Genomic DNA, 15,853 nt, shown 5'->3' with positions numbered 1-15,853 from the left:
CGTTAGATTGCTCTTCTGTATAATACCTTACTGTATATTATAAATTTGGAATTACTAATACTTGATCAGGATGAATTACATCCGGATTTTTAAGTATGTCTGTGTTGGCTTTAAATATATCTTGATATTTAGAAGCTTCTCCGTAATATTGTTTTGCTATTTTACCTAAAGTATCACCACTTTTTACGGTATGTTTGTGGAACACACTAGTATCGGCTACTTTTATATCTGCCATTATATCTGTTGGGTTTTCACCACCAATAGCTTTAATTTTATCCCACAATAGGTTTTTCTCGTACTGAGTTTGGGCGGTACCTTTTACCTTTAATACACCATTTTCTTCAGATACATCTCCATTTTGAATGTTAAGCGATTCTCCTAAGTCAAGAACGTCTTGATATTTTGATTTTACTGCCATAATTAAGTTTGATTTTTATGAATACAATATATTAATTTTCTTTTAAAAGTAGTTGAAATTTTTATTAATTAAAAATGAAAGTATAAATAACAATCTTAACATTCGGTGTAGAATTTGTAGTCAATTAAAAGAAGAGACAAGGGGTAGTTTATAATTTAGATACTATATAATGTGTTTATTAGTAAGCTATTATACAATAGTCTTCACTATTATATATTATCATCAAATGTGTATTGGAATGGTTAAGATAATATTATATCAGGTTAAAATCGTTTTAAGGTGTGCTATATGGTAACTTAGAAGAGAGGTAGTTTAAGTGAGATAATAGTTATAATTTATCTTAAATATATAGGTTGTAAACTTAACTTTAAGGAGATATCGAATTAGTTTAATAACTAACTTGTTTTCAGTTATTTAATTTAAATAACAAATATTAGGCTATTTTAAAAAATATAATTAATTTTGCACTCCTTTTAGCGACAGTTGGAAAGATAAGAGGAACTGAAAAAATTATATATAACACTTCTATGTGTTTGTCGCTTAATTCTTCCAAGAACATATAGGATACAAGATGTAATGTCATTTGTGCGAAAGCAAAACAAGTGCATTATTAATATTTATTTTAAATGGCTGAAAAAGCAAAACAAGCTGAAGTTGAAGCAACTGAAGCACAAAATGTAGAAGCTCCAAAAGTATCTGAAGCTCAAGCAAACCCTGAAAAATTCTTAGCAGACTTTAACTGGCACAATTACCAAGAAGGTATTGACGAAGTTGATGACAAGCAATTACAAGAATTTGAAAAATTAGTAGCTGAAAATTTCGTTGATACATTAAACGACGAAGTGGTAGAAGGAACTGTAGTACACCTTTCTGACCGTGATGCTATTATTGACATTAACGCTAAATCTGAAGGTGTAATTTCGTTAAACGAATTCCGTTACAACCCGAACTTAGCAGTTGGTGACAAAGTAGAAGTATTAATTGATGTTCGTGAAGACGCAACTGGTCAATTAGTATTATCTCACAGAAAAGCTCGTGTAATTAAAGCATGGGATCGCGTAAATAACGCTCATGATACTGGTGAAATCGTTAACGGTTTTGTTAAGTGTAGAACTAAGGGTGGTATGATCGTTGACGTATTTGGTATTGAAGCATTCTTACCAGGTTCTCAAATCGATGTTAAGCCAATTAGAGATTACGATCAGTATGTAAACAAAACAATGGAATTCAAAGTTGTGAAAATCAACCACGAATTTAAAAACGTTGTTGTGTCTCATAAAGCGCTTATTGAAGCTGATATTGAAGAACAGAAAAAAGAAATTATTGGTCAATTAGAAAAAGGTCAAGTATTAGAAGGTGTTGTTAAAAACATTACTTCTTACGGTGTATTCATCGACCTTGGTGGCGTAGACGGATTAATTCACATTACAGATCTTTCTTGGTCTAGAATTAATCACCCTAACGAAATCGTTGAATTAGATCAAAAATTAAACGTTGTTATTCTTGACTTCGATGAAGATAAATCAAGAATCCAATTAGGTCTTAAGCAATTATCTAAGCACCCATGGGATGCTTTAGGTGAAGAAGTTAAAGTTGGTGACAAAGTTAAAGGTAAAGTTGTTGTAATCGCAGATTACGGTGCATTTATCGAAGTTGCAGAAGGTGTTGAAGGTTTAGTTCACGTTTCTGAAATGTCTTGGTCTACGCACTTACGTTCAGCTCAAGATTTCGTATCTGTTGGAGACGAAGTTGAAGCAGTTATCTTAACTCTAGATAGAGAAGAGCGTAAAATGTCTCTTGGTATTAAGCAATTAACTCCAGATCCATGGACAGATATTACTACTAAATACCCATTAAGCTCTAAGCATACAGGTATCGTACGTAATTTTACAAACTTTGGTGTTTTTGTTGAATTAGAAGAAGGTATCGATGGATTAATTTACATCTCTGATTTATCTTGGACTAAGAAAATCAAACATCCATCTGAGTTCTGTGCTGTTGGAGACAAATTAGAAGTTGTTGTACTTGAGTTAGATGTTGAAGGACGTAAATTATCTTTAGGTCACAAACAAACAACTCCTAATCCTTGGGATAAGTATGAAACTGAATTCGCTGTAGGAACTGTTCACACTGCTGAAATTTCTGAAGTAGTAGATAAAGGTGCTACAATCGACTTTAACGAAGATATCGTTGCTTTCGTTCCTTCTCGTCATTTAGAGCAAGAAGATGGTAAGAAACTTGGTAAAGGAGATTCTGCTGAATTCAAAATTATTGAATTTAACAAAGAATTTAAAAGAGTAGTTGCTTCTCATACTGCTATTTTTAAAGAAGAAGAGATTGCAAATGTAAAAGCTGCTGTTAAAAAACAAACAGCTCAAGCTTCTGAAGCTAAACCAACTTTAGGTGATGCTAACGATGCTTTACAAGCTCTTAAAGATAAAATGGAAGGGAAATAATTTTCTTAACTATTTATAACTTAAAAGCCTTCCATTATTTGGAAGGCTTTTTTTATGTTTTGTATTAAAGGCAATCCGTATTATTAAATTTTTACCTTACCTTTGTTTTGTAAATACGTTTGGAAACAATATGAGTCAAAAAGTGTTACTTAATGCAACAGAGGTAAACATCATTCTTCATCGATTGGCTTGTCAACTTATTGAAAAACATAACGATTTTTCAAATACCGTTTTAATAGGATTACAACCTAGAGGAAAATTTTTAGCAAAACGGTTAGCTAAAATTCTTGTAGAAGAATATAAAATTAAAGACCTTAAACTAGGCCTTTTAGATATTACTTTTTATCGAGACGATTTTAGAAGAAGCGACAAACCCCTGGAAGCCAATACCACAGAAATTAATTTTGTAGTCGAAAATAAAAATGTCGTTTTTATAGACGATGTTTTATATACTGGACGTAGCATACGTGCAGCACTAACTGCAATTCAATCTTTTGGTAGACCAGAAGAAATAGAACTATTAACGTTAATAGATAGACGCTTTAGCAGACACCTACCTATACAGCCTAATTATCGTGGCCGACAAGTAGATGCAATAAACAAAGAAAAAGTAATTGTACAATGGCAGGAACAAGCCGAGGAGGATGCTGTGTACTTAATTAATAATTAGAACTAAGATGAGCGAATTAAGTGTAAATCACTTACTAGGTATTAAATATCTTAACAAAGAAGATATTCAGTTAATTTTTGAAACTGCCGATCATTTTAAAGAAGTTATCAATAGGCCCATTAAAAAAGTGCCTTCACTTCGAGACATTACCATTGCCAATCTGTTTTTTGAAAATTCTACTCGTACGAAATTATCTTTCGAATTGGCAGAAAAACGATTATCTGCAGATGTTATTAATTTCTCTGCCGGACAATCTTCAGTTAAAAAAGGAGAAACTTTAATCGATACAGTGAACAACATTCTATCTATGAAAGTAGATATGGTTGTAATGCGCCATCCAAATCCTGGAGCAGGTGTATTTCTTTCCAAACATGTTAATGCGAGTATTGTTAATGCTGGAGATGGTGCTCACGAACATCCTACCCAGGCATTACTAGATTCTTATTCTATTCGTGAAAGATTAGGAGAAGTTAAAGGAAAAAAAGTGGTGATAGTTGGCGATATTTTACATAGTAGGGTCGCCCTTTCAAACATTTATGCATTACAACTTCAGGGAGCAAAAGTAATGGTTTGCGGACCAAAAACATTAATACCTAAGTACATAGATAAGCTTGGAGTAAAAGTTGAAACAGACTTGCGTAAGGCTTTAGAATGGTGCGATGTAGCGAATATGCTTCGCGTTCAAAACGAGCGTATGGATATCAGTTATTTTCCTTCAACTAGAGAATATACTCAACAATTTGGAGTCGATAAAGCTTTGCTAGATAGCTTAAATAAAGAGATTGTAATTATGCACCCAGGACCAATAAATCGTGGGGTAGAAATTACTAGTGACGTAGCAGATTCTAATCAAGCTATTATTCTTGATCAGGTCGAAAACGGAGTAGCAATTAGGATGGCTGTAATATATTTATTAGCTTCAAAAATAAAACAGTAATCATGATTTTAAATACAGAAGGTAACACAACAATAATTACTCAAGAAAAGGCTACGCCAATCGAGTTGGTTAAAAAAATTGAAGCGTTATACCCAAAGTTTAAAAACGATAACATTATAGTAAATCTGTCGTCTTTAGATACATTAACTTTAGAAAGTGTTGTAGAATTTCTTCAGGTTTCAAATAGTCACAGAAAGGCGAAACATTCTTTTGTGCTGGTAACCGATAAGATTAAATTAGACAATACGCCAGACGAAATTATTGTAGTGCCAACGTTAAAAGAAGCCTACGATATTATTGAAATGGAAGACATGGAAAGAGATTTAGGATTTTAAATTATGCAATTAACAATTCTAGGTTGTCATAGTGCAACGCCACGTATTTCGGCACATCAAACGGCTCAAGTTTTAGAAATTAAGAATCATGTGTTTTTAATTGACTGTGGAGAAGGGACGCAGGTACAACTTAGAAAATATAAGGTTAAATTTGACCGGATTAAACATATATTTATATCGCATCTTCATGGCGATCATTATTTCGGACTTATAGGATTAGTCTCAACGTTTAGACTCTTAACACGGGATACCGATTTACATATTTACGGTCCGAAGGGATTAGAGGAAGTGATTATGCTTCAAATGAAATTAGGCGGATCATGGACTAATTTTAAGTTAATCTTTCATGAATTAACGTCTAAAGAATCCGAACTCATTTATGAAGACGACACAGTAGAAGTGCACACCATACCACTTAAACATCGCGTATATACTAACGGATTCTTATTTAAGGAAAAAGTTGGTGAACGTAAACTAGATATGAATGCCATTTTAAATAATGACATTGATGTGGCGTACTACAGAAAATTAAAGCAAGGAGCAGACGTTATTAATGAAGCGGGAGTTTTAGTTAAAAATGAAGACTTAACCACAGATCCGACACCAACAAAAAGTTACGCGTTTTGTAGTGATACCGTGTATAATGAGTCTATTGTGCCCATTATAAAAGATGTCGATTTATTATATCACGAATCCACTTTTTTAGAAAAACACGAAAAAAACGCCTTTCCAACAAAACACTGTACGGCAAAACAAGCCGCTAGTATTGCTAAGCAAGCCCAAGCAAAACAACTTGTTTTAGGTCATTTTTCAACGCGTTACGACGATTTAAATGAATTTAAATGTGAAGCTCAGGAAGTTTATCAACCGGTAGATATTGCGGCGGCAGGAAAAGTATTTCAAATATAATCTGTAATTAGATTGAACTATGGAAGAACAAGATTTAAGTAGCTATAGAAAAGTTTACGAGAAGCGTGAATTGCTTACAGAAGACACGCCCGAAAATCCGTTAGAATTATTCAGAAGTTGGTTTTTAGAAGTAGATCAACATTTTTTAGAAGATGAAACTAATGCGATGACAGTTTCTACTATTGGATTAGACGGATTTCCAAAAAGTAGAGTTGTGCTTTTAAAACGATACACTTACGAAGGTTTTATATTTTATACCAATTATGAAAGTGAAAAAGGTAAAGCTATTTTAGCGAATCCTAATGTCTGTTTATCCTTCTTTTGGCCAAAAGCCGAACGTCAAATTATTATTAAAGGTAAAGCAGAAAAGATTCCTGAAAACATGAGCGATGGCTATTTCGAGTCTCGACCAAGAGGCAGTCAATTGGGAGCTATAGTCTCGCAACAAAGCGAAGTTATAGAAAGTCGCGATGTTTTAGATCTTAATTTAAAAGCTTTAGAAGAATCGTTTACAGGTAAAGAAATTCCTAGACCAGAGTATTGGGGCGGATTTATAGTGCGACCAGTAGAACTAGAGTTTTGGCAAGGAAGACCAAATAGATTGCATGATCGCATTCGCTATAAATTGGAAGATAATTACGATTGGACAAAAGAGCGTTTATCTCCATGATACCATAAAGTATTGGCATTAATGGTTAGTTCCATTTAAGTTTCAAAACATGGTTAATTTACATGCCATTAAGGGTAAATATGGCCATATTTTCGTTTTAACTTTTTCAAATTAAATTTAGATATTGATTTATTTATTAACTAAATTTAACACTTTAACTTTCTAAAATGCAACGTATGCTTTCTTTTAATAAGTATCATTTCATTGCCAGTGCTTTAGTTATATCGTTAAGTTTCTCTTCTTGTAACCAAGAAAAAAACGGAAGTGTAGCCGTAGCTCAACTAGCAGATTCTAGCTCGTCTACTATTTTTATTTCTAATGATAAAAAGCATGAATTTGTGGTTATTGCCAATCCAGGAAGTACCGATGGTAAAATTACAGTACATGATTCTAAAGAAAATAAAGAATATGCGTTACAACGTGTAGATAGTGGTAGTGGCATTAAATACCAAGGCGAAGATGGATATGCACTGTGGACAAAAGGTAGTGAGTTTGTTTGGAGCAAAAATGATGAAACTATTGCAAAAGGATCTTTAAAAACTACCGAAGTTAAGGTTGAAAAAGAGGTTGCAATTTCTAAATTTAATAGCAATCACTATGGTAATTTTGTAAGTAGTGATTACGATATGAGGGGTGAAGGTAGCGACTGGGTTGCTGTAATTGTTAAGCCTATTGATAGATTTAGAGTCAAGTTATCTGTCCGTTCTAGAGCCGACAAAAAAAGGGAGACCTGTACCTTTGATGCGATTGGATATGTTAGCGACGAGAATACATTAAAAGTTTCCGAAAACGGTATCAATATAGTATTCACGTTCACAAATAATGAGGTAAGCATCTCAACCATGTCTGAAATGGCTACAGACAAATTGGCCTATTTTTGTTCGGGTGGTGCGAGTTTAGCCGATACGTATTCTAAAATAGACGGTGATTTAGATCCAAATCAAATAGATAAAACAGGTTATTCTAAATCTTTAGAGTATAATAACATCTTATTCTTAATTGAAGAAAAAGACGGTATGGTAACCGTTACTCCAGAAGGCTTAGAAGCAGGTGCTGCAGAAACTTATACGGTAACTGGCGAAATTATTAATGCAGAAGTAGACGATTTAAATAACGATACTTTTCCGGAGCTATTAATATATACCAAATCTGGTGTACATAACATGGGGGAAGTTATTGGGTTTTCTGTAAATAATGGAAAATCGTTAAGTAAGATTAATATCCCTAAGGTTTCGGATAGTGCAGAAACAAATCAAGGTTATCAAGGTTATGACGAATTTGCAATGGTTGAAGGAACCTTTATTCAGCGTTTCCCGATATATGAAAATAACGAGCCTACAGAGAAAATTAGACAAATTCAGTATAAATTAGAAGACGCCGAGGGCATAAGACAGTTGGTAGTTAATAAAATTATGAATTATTAGAAAAGTAACTATACAGATTAAAACAAAAAATCTCGAGTCTATGCGCTCGAGATTTTTTGTTTTAATACCTATATCGGTTTAAAAGTAAAGGCTATATAAATTATAAAGTATATACCTGATTTTCTTGTTCTGACACCCGAATAAATGTAGTACGCTTAGTAAGTTCTTTTAAACGTTTAGCGCCTACGTAGGTACAGGTACTCCTAATACCACCTAAAATGTCATGAAGGGTATCATCTACCGGACCTTTAAAAGGAACTTTAACCGTTTTACCTTCACTCGCTCTATATTCGGCTACACCACCCACATATTTATCCATCGCAGTTTTGCTACTCATGCCATAAAATTGTTTGTAGGGTTTACCATCTATTTCAATTAACTCGCCTCCACTTTCTTCATGTCCAGCAAGCATTCCACCAAGCATAACAAAATCTGCACCAGCACCAAAGGCCTTAGATACGTCTCCTGGAACAGCGCAACCACCATCACTAATTATTTGTCCGCCTAAACCATGTGCGGCATCGGCACATTCTATAATAGCAGATAATTGCGGATAACCCACTCCGGTTTTTACTCGGGTTGTACATACCGATCCTGGGCCAATTCCAACTTTTACGATATCGGCACCGGACAGTATTAATTCTTCAACCATTTCTCCAGTAACTACATTTCCAGCGATTATAATTTTGTCTGGAAATTGTGCTCTTGTCTTTTTTACAAATTTCACGAAATGTTCAGAATACCCGTTTGCGACATCTATACAGATAAATCGAAGTTTAGGATGTTTATCAAAAATCTGTCTTAATTTTTCTATGTCTTTACTGCCTGTTCCTGTACTAACGGCAATATAATTTTCTATATGTTCTGGAGCATCAGTTAAAAACTGATCCCAGTCTTGGAAACTATAATGTTTATGTATAGCAGTAAAAAGCTTTTGTTTTGCTAATGCTAGAGCTAAAGGAAACGTTCCTACAGTATCCATATTAGCCGCCATTATTGGCACACCCGTCCAAGTTTTCTGACTGTGTAAAAATGTAAATTCGCGCTCCAAATTAACTTGCGAACGACTTTTTAAGGTCGATCGTTTTGGGCGAAACATAACATCTTTAAAGCCTAATTTAATTTCATTTTCAATACGCATATAAATGGGGATTAGTGATATTATAAAAATACGGGTTAAGTTCTGTATACGGAAGTAGATTTCAAAAAAAAGCTCAAAATTAATGTCGCATGTACATTAATTTTGAGCTTAAATTTAAGAAAAATTCTGTTTTATTTAGATGCTAAAAAGCTAATTTCAACATTAACAAATTTTGGTAAGTTGGCAACTTCTACAGTTTCTCTTGCAGGAGCTGTTGCTTCGTCGAAATACTGACCGTAAACTTCGTTTATTTGTGCAAAATTATTCATGTCGCTTATAAATATCGATGTTTTAATGATATCTTCAAACGTCATATCTGCAGCCTTTAATATTGCATTTATGTTTTCCATTACTTGTTTTGTTTCCGTTTTAATATCGTCTAAAACCAATTCGCTAGTTGAAGGATTAATAGCAATTTGACCTGAAGCATATAACATTCCGTTTTTTAAAACAGCTTGATTATAAGGTCCGATAGGAGCAGGAGCATTAGGTGTTGTAATTATCGTTTTCATATCTATAATTTTAAAGTTGTTGATCTGGTTGTAAACGTTTATCGTATTTAAGGTCGCTTAAAATACTAGATTTAATTCCTATAAAGAAATACCAAGATTTTCTAGAGCTAAAAGGGACCCAACTAAAATTCATTCTCCAACTTTCTAAATCACGTTCTAAACGTAATTGTGTATACGTGAAGCCTAAGTTTTTAAAGTCGTATCCTGAAGATGCTCCAACGCTCCATTTTGGAGAAAGACTAACATCTCCAGAGAACATTAACGAGTGTGACGACACTTCATTTTGACGTTGCGTATTCGAATAATTTACGGCATACGCTAAGTTTAAAGTCCACGGAATTTTAAATTTATAAAACTCGTTGTCTTCCTTTTCTTCATCTTCTTCGTCATCATTATCAAAGAAACTTTGGTCGGTAAAATCTTGCGACACCCCAAACAAATCATCCGCTCGACCACCACCACGCAGATTTTCTTGTATACCACGTTGATCTTCTTCGTCTTTTTTCTCTCCACTAAATAAATCATTAGATAGCGAATAACTTAGAGTTAGGTTGGCAGATGTTAATCTAAATAAACTACCATTATTATTAATATTGTAAACGTCTATTTTATTATTATTATTATCTAAAGCATACGGGTCTAATGTAGCTCCGAAATTAATATTCATTTTGTTATTCAAAATCTGAGTACCACCACTAACACGGACTGGGCTCCATTGTAAAGAATCTCCCGCAATATTATAAGAGGTAGAAAAATTTAAGTTATTAAGTAACATCACTTTTTTAGCTTCGGTAGCCGTAGTGTCTTTGTCTCTTACTTTGGCTTCGAAATTATTGGCAAGCGACAGTCCTATAGACGAAGAAAAGTTCTGATTAGGAGATCCAAATATACTTTCTTCAAATCTAGAATACGAATCTTGCGTAGTTCCATCGGCAGAAATCACATCGTACGTGTCGTAATACTGATCGAAAGACGGATTAATGTTATAACTAATTGCAGGTCTAATAACGTGTCTAATAGCTTGTATTTTTGGATTTTCGCCTTCTTTCTTAAAATCGAACATTCCATAAATAGTTGTTCCTAAACTGGTACTAAAATTATACGTTCTATAAGCGTCAAAGCCATTAACAGATTCGGTAATCACTTCATCTGTATCCTGATCGTAATATTTCTCAACGGTTTTAAACGTCCAGTTTTCTTGGAAAGTCGATCCTGCACTTAAACTAAAATGCTTAAATAATTTAAAGTTTGTACTTAACGGAATATTGTGTTGTACCCCAGCTCTAGCGTCTTCGAACATTTCAGGTTTAAAGAACAAAGAGTCCGTGGTTTGAATTTGATTTTCGGCACGGACAGAGTATTGAAAATTTATATTTTGAATAATTCCTTTTGAAGAACCTGTTTTTGGAGCAAAAGGAAACACACGTCCTACACTTCCTTGAAAGGTAGGTAAGGTCATGTTTATTTGTTCAGTCTGTGTGTTTTGAGAGTGCGTTGCAGTAACACTTAAATTAACTTGTGGCTCTCCCGTAAAAGATTTAGAGTACGATACAGATGAAGACAGCGTATTATTTAAAAAGTTACCCGTGTTTATCTGATTTACAGACTGCTGATAGTAGGAACTACTACCTAAGTTTACCGATGCAGAAAAACTAGAATTAGGATTCGATTTAGAATCTTGACTGTGCGACCAACGAATGTTATATACAGTAGATTTTGAGTAATCTGGAAACCCTTTTTCACTATTAATTAAGCTCTCGTATCTAAACGCCGCGCTACCTCTAAATTTATACTTCGTAGCGTAAGTGGTCTCTGCTCTAAATCCGTAACTCCCATTGGTATAATAATCTGCTAAAAGGGCTAAATCTACATAATCGCTTATAGCAAAATAGTAACCTCCATTTTGAAGAAAATATCCTCTGGTACTATCTTCTCCAAAAGTAGGTATTATAATACCTGAAGTTTGAGTGTCTGTTAATGGGAAAAATCCGAAAGGCACAGCAATTGGTGTAGGCACATTAGCAATAACCATATGTGTTGGTCCAACAACTATTTTTTTACCAGGAACAAATTTAATTTTACTCGCCTTAAAATAGTAATCTGGATCTTCTACATCTTCAGAAGTCGTAAAACGAGCTTTCGCCATAAAAACGACAGAATCATTTTCCTTTTTTACTATAGGTGCTAGAATATTAAATCCGCTTTGTTCTGTTTTAGAATTAAAAATTAAAGCTTTTTTAGTATCAAAATTAAACCGAATTGAATCGGGTTCAACAACGCTTTGTCCTTGTGTAAATACCGGTTTTTGAGTTAAAACTCCGGAGGTATCTTGTATCCGACCAGCATAAACTTCATTTTTACTGTAGTCAATAACAATCACTCCTGCCTTAATATTCATGTCTTGGTAATCTACTTCGGCCTCATTATATAGGTATAATTTTTGCTCTAAGCGGTTGAAAGACGAATAGTCTTTGGCGTGATATTTGACATTATCGGTTAGAAATTCTTTTTTAAGTTTTACGCTATCCAACCTTATAGTATCTTGAGCAGCCTCGGTTATGCTTTTTACAGCAACGGAATCTACACTTATACTTGGTGTATAAAGTGGAATGTCTTGAGTAATAGGTTGTATAACCTTAGCGCGGGTTGGTAGGTCTTGAGAAAAGACAGTCGTGTTTATGAGCACTGTAAAACTTAAAGCTAAAAGTATTTGAAAGTAGTTTGTACGCAATGCTTTTAAATGTATTTTTGTAAAGTCAGGTTTAGTGTATGAAAGGCCAAAATTACATATATTTTTTTGTGATTGATTAATATTCACTAAATTTTAATAATAATCAGATGCCTTAAGTGTTATAGTCTATATGAAAACAAAATCCATATTATTTTTTTTATCCTTTATCTCAATAATCTTATTAACCTCCTTTAAAAGTGATAAACCGCTCTATTCTAGTAAATTTGTAGTTGTTTTAGATGCTGGTCATGGTGGTCACGACCCCGGAAAACCTACCAAATATGGGTTTACCGAGAAAGAAGTGGCTTTAAAAATTGTTTTAAAAATAGGGGCAGAGTTAGAAAAAAACAAGGATATAAAAGTGATTTATACCCGAAAAACCGATGTCTTCGTTACTTTAAGAGGTCGGGCTCAAATAGCAAATCAAGCCGATGCCGATTTATTTGTATCTGTACATTGTAATGCTCACCATTCTCAAGCTTCTGGAACTGAGACTTATGTGGTAGGAGTTGCTAATACCAAGCGTAATTTTGATGTTGCCAAACAGGAAAACGAAGTTATTCTTTTAGAGGATGATTACGAAACACATTACGACGGATTTAATCCTAACGCACCTGAATCATTAATTGGTTTAACATTAATGCAAGAAGATTATATTGATTACAGTATTATGCTTGCGGGAATGATTGAAAGTAATTTTGCGAATAAACTTAAACGTAAAAGTCGTGGGGTTAAGCAAGCCAGTTTATGGGTAATGCATAATACGTATATGCCAAGTGTGCTTATAGAAACTGGATTTATTACAAATAGTGAGGAAGGCCGTTATTTAAACTCTAGTAAGGGGCAAACAGAAATTTCGACAGCTATAAAAGATGCTATTTTAGAATACAAAACATCGTTAGATTTAAACATTGGTGAAAATATTGGTGCACCAAGAGTGCAAGCCATTAGTAAAGATGATGATCTTGAAGATACGGAAACTTCGGAACCATATAGCGATGTCGTTTTTAAAGTGCAAATTGCAGCGAGCTCTAAGAAATTGGAAACAAAACCTTTTAATTTTAATGGTTTAAGCACAGTATCTAGAGATAAAATAGGTGCGATTTATAAATATTATTACGGTAATACGTCAGATTATTCTGTAATAAAAGATTTGCTTATTCACGCCAAAGCCAGAGGGTTTGATACAAGTTTTATTGTTGCATTTAAAAATGGTGAGCAAGTGCATTTGGACAAAGTGCTAAATTAGTACATCAAATTAAGTGTATTCTAATTTTATTATTTCTAATTTTGTTTATAAACTAAAATCATTGCTTTGAAGATATCAAGAGAAGTTAAAACAGCTATCCTAGTTATTGCTGGAGTATTATTTTTAATATTTGGGATAAACTTTTTGAAGGGTGTAAATTTATTTTCATCTTCCAGAACATTTTATGTAATATATGAAAATGTAGAAGGGCTAACACCTTCAACACCGGTAACCATTAACGGGTTACAAGTCGGTAATGTAAAAGACATTACGTTACAAGAGGATGCTAAATTGTTAGTGACACTAATAATCGATAATGATTATTCTTTTTCAAAGAATAGTAAAGCGGAGTTGTATGATACCAGTTTAATTGGTGGTAAGTCTGTGGCTATCGTGCCTGCGTTGGATAATGCAGAAGTCGCTAAAGACAACGATTATCTAATGGCTTCAAGAAAATCTGGTCTGACAGATATTGTTGGAGAAAAATTAGCTCCACTGCAGGAAAAAATAGAATCGTTAACGAATAATGCAGACTCCTTACTTTTAAATGTAAATAGTATTTTCGACGAAAAGACTAAATCGAGTTTACAAAATGCTATTGCGTCTTTAGACCAAACAATTTCTTCGTTTCAAAAAACATCTAATAGTTTAAACGGTGTTATAGCAGATAACCGAGAAAATTTAAATACAACACTTACTAATTTTAGTAATGCTTCTACTAATATTTCTAAAATTTCAGATTCTCTAGCGGCGACTAACTTTTCTGCTGTTGTAAACAATTTAGAAGAAACCTTATCTACTTTTAACGGTGTTTTAGCCGATGTTAATAATGGAGAAGGTTCCTTAGGGAAATTATTAAAAGACGATAAATTGTATAGTAACCTAGAAGGTGCATCACTTCAATTAGAACAATTACTTCAGGATATGAAATTAAATCCAAAACGCTATGTGCATTTTTCTTTATTTGGAAAAAGACCAGGCGATTTTGATGCTGAAGAAAACCAAGCCGATGATAACGGTTTAAATGTAGACGTCCAGCCAACCACAACTAACTAAAACATATGAGCATCATTCCTAACATATTATTTGCAATACTTTTAATTGTCGGAATCGGTTATTTTGCGAAAAACGTAAAAAAAATAGTCCGTAACATTAAGCTTGGTCAAGATGTCGATGTTAGTGATCATACTTCACAACGTTGGAAAAATATGGCCATGATTGCTCTAGGGCAAAGTAAAATGGTTAAACGACCTATTGCAGGTTTTTTACACATTATTGTGTATGTTGGGTTTGTAATTATAAATATCGAAGTTTTAGAAATTATTATCGATGGCCTTTTCGGAACACATAGAATATTCTCTTCTATAGGCAGTTTATATGGAGTATTAATTGGTACTTTCGAAATTCTAGCCTTTTTGGTATTGGTCTCTGTCATTATATTTTGGATTCGAAGAAACGTAATAAAATTACAGCGGTTCTGGAAATCTGAAATGAAAGGCTGGCCAAAGCATGATGGAAACATTATTTTATATATTGAAATGGTGCTAATGGTATTGTTTCTTGTTATGAATGCTACCGATGCCCATTTTCAGGCCATGAATAACGGTAATGTAATCAGTCAGTTTATAGCTCCATTATTTAGTACGCTTTCAGAAACTACGCTACATATTATAGAAAGAAGCGCATGGTGGTTTCATATTATCGGCATTCTAGCCTTCTTAAATTATTTATACTATTCCAAGCACTTACATATTTTATTAGCTTTTCCAAATACGTATTACGGAAAAGTTAAACCAAAAGGGCAGTTAGATAATCTTGAAGCGGTAACGAAAGAAGTCATGCTTATGATGGATCCTAATGCCGATCCTTTTGCTGCTCCAGCAGAAAGTGAAGCTGAAGAAGACATTTCAAAATTTGGAGCTAGCGATGTGCAAGACTTAAATTGGGTACAGCTGTTAAATGCATATACGTGTACCGAATGTGGGCGTTGTACTAGTGAGTGTCCTGCCAACCAAACAGGAAAAAAATTATCGCCTCGTAAAATCATGATGGATACGAGAGATCGTTTGGAAGAAGTTGGTAAGAATATAGATGCTAATAATGGTGTCTTTAACGACGATGGGAAACAATTGTTAGGCGATTATATTACTAATGAAGAACTTTGGGCTTGTACCTCGTGTAATGCTTGTGTAGAAGCTTGCCCAATAAGTATCGATCCCTTATCGATAATTATAGACATGAGACGATATTTAGTCATGGAACAGTCTGCTGCTCCAGCAGAATTAAATAACATGATGACAAACATAGAAAATAATGGCGCCCCTTGGCCTTATAACCAAATGGACCGTTTAAACTGGAAAGACGAATAAGTATATTATGCTTAAAGTTAATATATACATTA

14 protein-coding genes are annotated in these 15,853 nt (G+C 33.8%); 10 read left to right on the top strand and 4 right to left on the bottom strand.

All coding sequences use genetic code 11. The annotated features are described in order from the left end of the window. Window positions 1–37: 37 nt before the first annotated feature. Window positions 38–418, bottom strand: a complete 381-nt coding sequence (locus AC0UBM_RS04045) for a LysM peptidoglycan-binding domain-containing protein (RefSeq protein ID WP_414034412.1) — start codon at window positions 416–418, stop codon at window positions 38–40. Window positions 419–1,044: 626 nt separating this feature from the next. Between AC0UBM_RS04045 and rpsA the strand changes: the two genes are divergently transcribed. From rpsA to AC0UBM_RS04010, 7 genes are all read left to right on the top strand, one after another. Next, complete coding sequence (gene rpsA / locus AC0UBM_RS04040) at window positions 1,045–2,874, top strand: 30S ribosomal protein S1 (protein WP_414034413.1); 1,830 nt, start codon at window positions 1,045–1,047, stop codon at window positions 2,872–2,874. A gap of 130 nt (window positions 2,875–3,004) precedes the next feature. Then, window positions 3,005–3,544 carry a bifunctional pyr operon transcriptional regulator/uracil phosphoribosyltransferase PyrR gene (pyrR, locus tag AC0UBM_RS04035; RefSeq protein WP_414034414.1) on the top strand — a complete coding sequence of 180 codons (540 nt, stop codon included), beginning with the start codon at window positions 3,005–3,007 and terminating at the stop codon, window positions 3,542–3,544. Window positions 3,545–3,551: 7 nt separating this feature from the next. Next, the gene (locus AC0UBM_RS04030; protein ID WP_414034415.1) at window positions 3,552–4,481 is read left to right on the top strand and encodes an aspartate carbamoyltransferase catalytic subunit; all 930 of its coding nucleotides are present in this window, start codon (window positions 3,552–3,554) and stop codon (window positions 4,479–4,481) included. Window positions 4,482–4,483: 2 nt separating this feature from the next. After that, window positions 4,484–4,816, top strand: coding sequence for a ribonuclease Z (locus AC0UBM_RS04025; RefSeq protein ID WP_414034416.1), 333 nt, complete (start codon window positions 4,484–4,486; stop codon window positions 4,814–4,816). A gap of 3 nt (window positions 4,817–4,819) precedes the next feature. Next, window positions 4,820–5,725: a ribonuclease Z gene (locus AC0UBM_RS04020; RefSeq protein WP_475687735.1), complete on the top strand. Its 906-nt coding sequence runs from the start codon at window positions 4,820–4,822 to the stop codon at window positions 5,723–5,725. Between the two features lie 19 nt (window positions 5,726–5,744). Continuing rightward, window positions 5,745–6,395, top strand: a complete 651-nt coding sequence (gene pdxH / locus AC0UBM_RS04015; protein WP_414034418.1) for a pyridoxamine 5'-phosphate oxidase — start codon at window positions 5,745–5,747, stop codon at window positions 6,393–6,395. Window positions 6,396–6,562: 167 nt separating this feature from the next. Next, on the top strand, window positions 6,563–7,819 hold the full coding sequence (locus tag AC0UBM_RS04010; protein ID WP_475687734.1) for an MliC family protein: 1,257 nt from the start codon (window positions 6,563–6,565) through the stop codon (window positions 7,817–7,819). A gap of 100 nt (window positions 7,820–7,919) precedes the next feature. On the opposite strand, the gene AC0UBM_RS04005 is transcribed toward AC0UBM_RS04010, so the two are convergent. The 3 genes from AC0UBM_RS04005 to AC0UBM_RS03995 form a co-directional block, all read right to left on the bottom strand. Next, window positions 7,920–8,960, bottom strand: coding sequence for a GMP reductase (locus AC0UBM_RS04005; protein WP_475687733.1), 1,041 nt, complete (start codon window positions 8,958–8,960; stop codon window positions 7,920–7,922). 131 nt (window positions 8,961–9,091) lie between these two features. Next, a complete protein-coding gene (locus AC0UBM_RS04000; RefSeq protein ID WP_414034421.1) occupies window positions 9,092–9,472 on the bottom strand; it encodes a Rid family detoxifying hydrolase in 381 nt (126 codons plus the stop codon). Between the two features lie 10 nt (window positions 9,473–9,482). Beyond that, entirely contained in the window at window positions 9,483–12,203 is a 2,721-nt protein-coding gene (locus AC0UBM_RS03995; protein WP_414034422.1) for a putative LPS assembly protein LptD, read from the bottom strand. A 130-nt stretch (window positions 12,204–12,333) separates the two neighbouring features. Between AC0UBM_RS03995 and AC0UBM_RS03990 the strand changes: the two genes are divergently transcribed. From AC0UBM_RS03990 to AC0UBM_RS03980, 3 genes are all read left to right on the top strand, one after another. Continuing rightward, window positions 12,334–13,452, top strand: coding sequence for an N-acetylmuramoyl-L-alanine amidase family protein (locus tag AC0UBM_RS03990; protein ID WP_475687732.1), 1,119 nt, complete (start codon window positions 12,334–12,336; stop codon window positions 13,450–13,452). A 66-nt stretch (window positions 13,453–13,518) separates the two neighbouring features. Next, window positions 13,519–14,508 (top strand): MlaD family protein, encoded by a 990-nt coding sequence (locus AC0UBM_RS03985; RefSeq protein WP_475687731.1) that lies wholly within the window; start codon window positions 13,519–13,521, stop codon window positions 14,506–14,508. Between the two features lie 5 nt (window positions 14,509–14,513). Beyond that, the gene (locus AC0UBM_RS03980) at window positions 14,514–15,821 is read left to right on the top strand and encodes a 4Fe-4S dicluster domain-containing protein (RefSeq protein ID WP_475687730.1); all 1,308 of its coding nucleotides are present in this window, start codon (window positions 14,514–14,516) and stop codon (window positions 15,819–15,821) included. Window positions 15,822–15,853 lie beyond the last annotated feature (32 nt).

The organism is Formosa sp. F44 (assembly GCF_056238645.1).
This window is presented reverse-complemented; position numbering and strand designations above follow the sequence as displayed.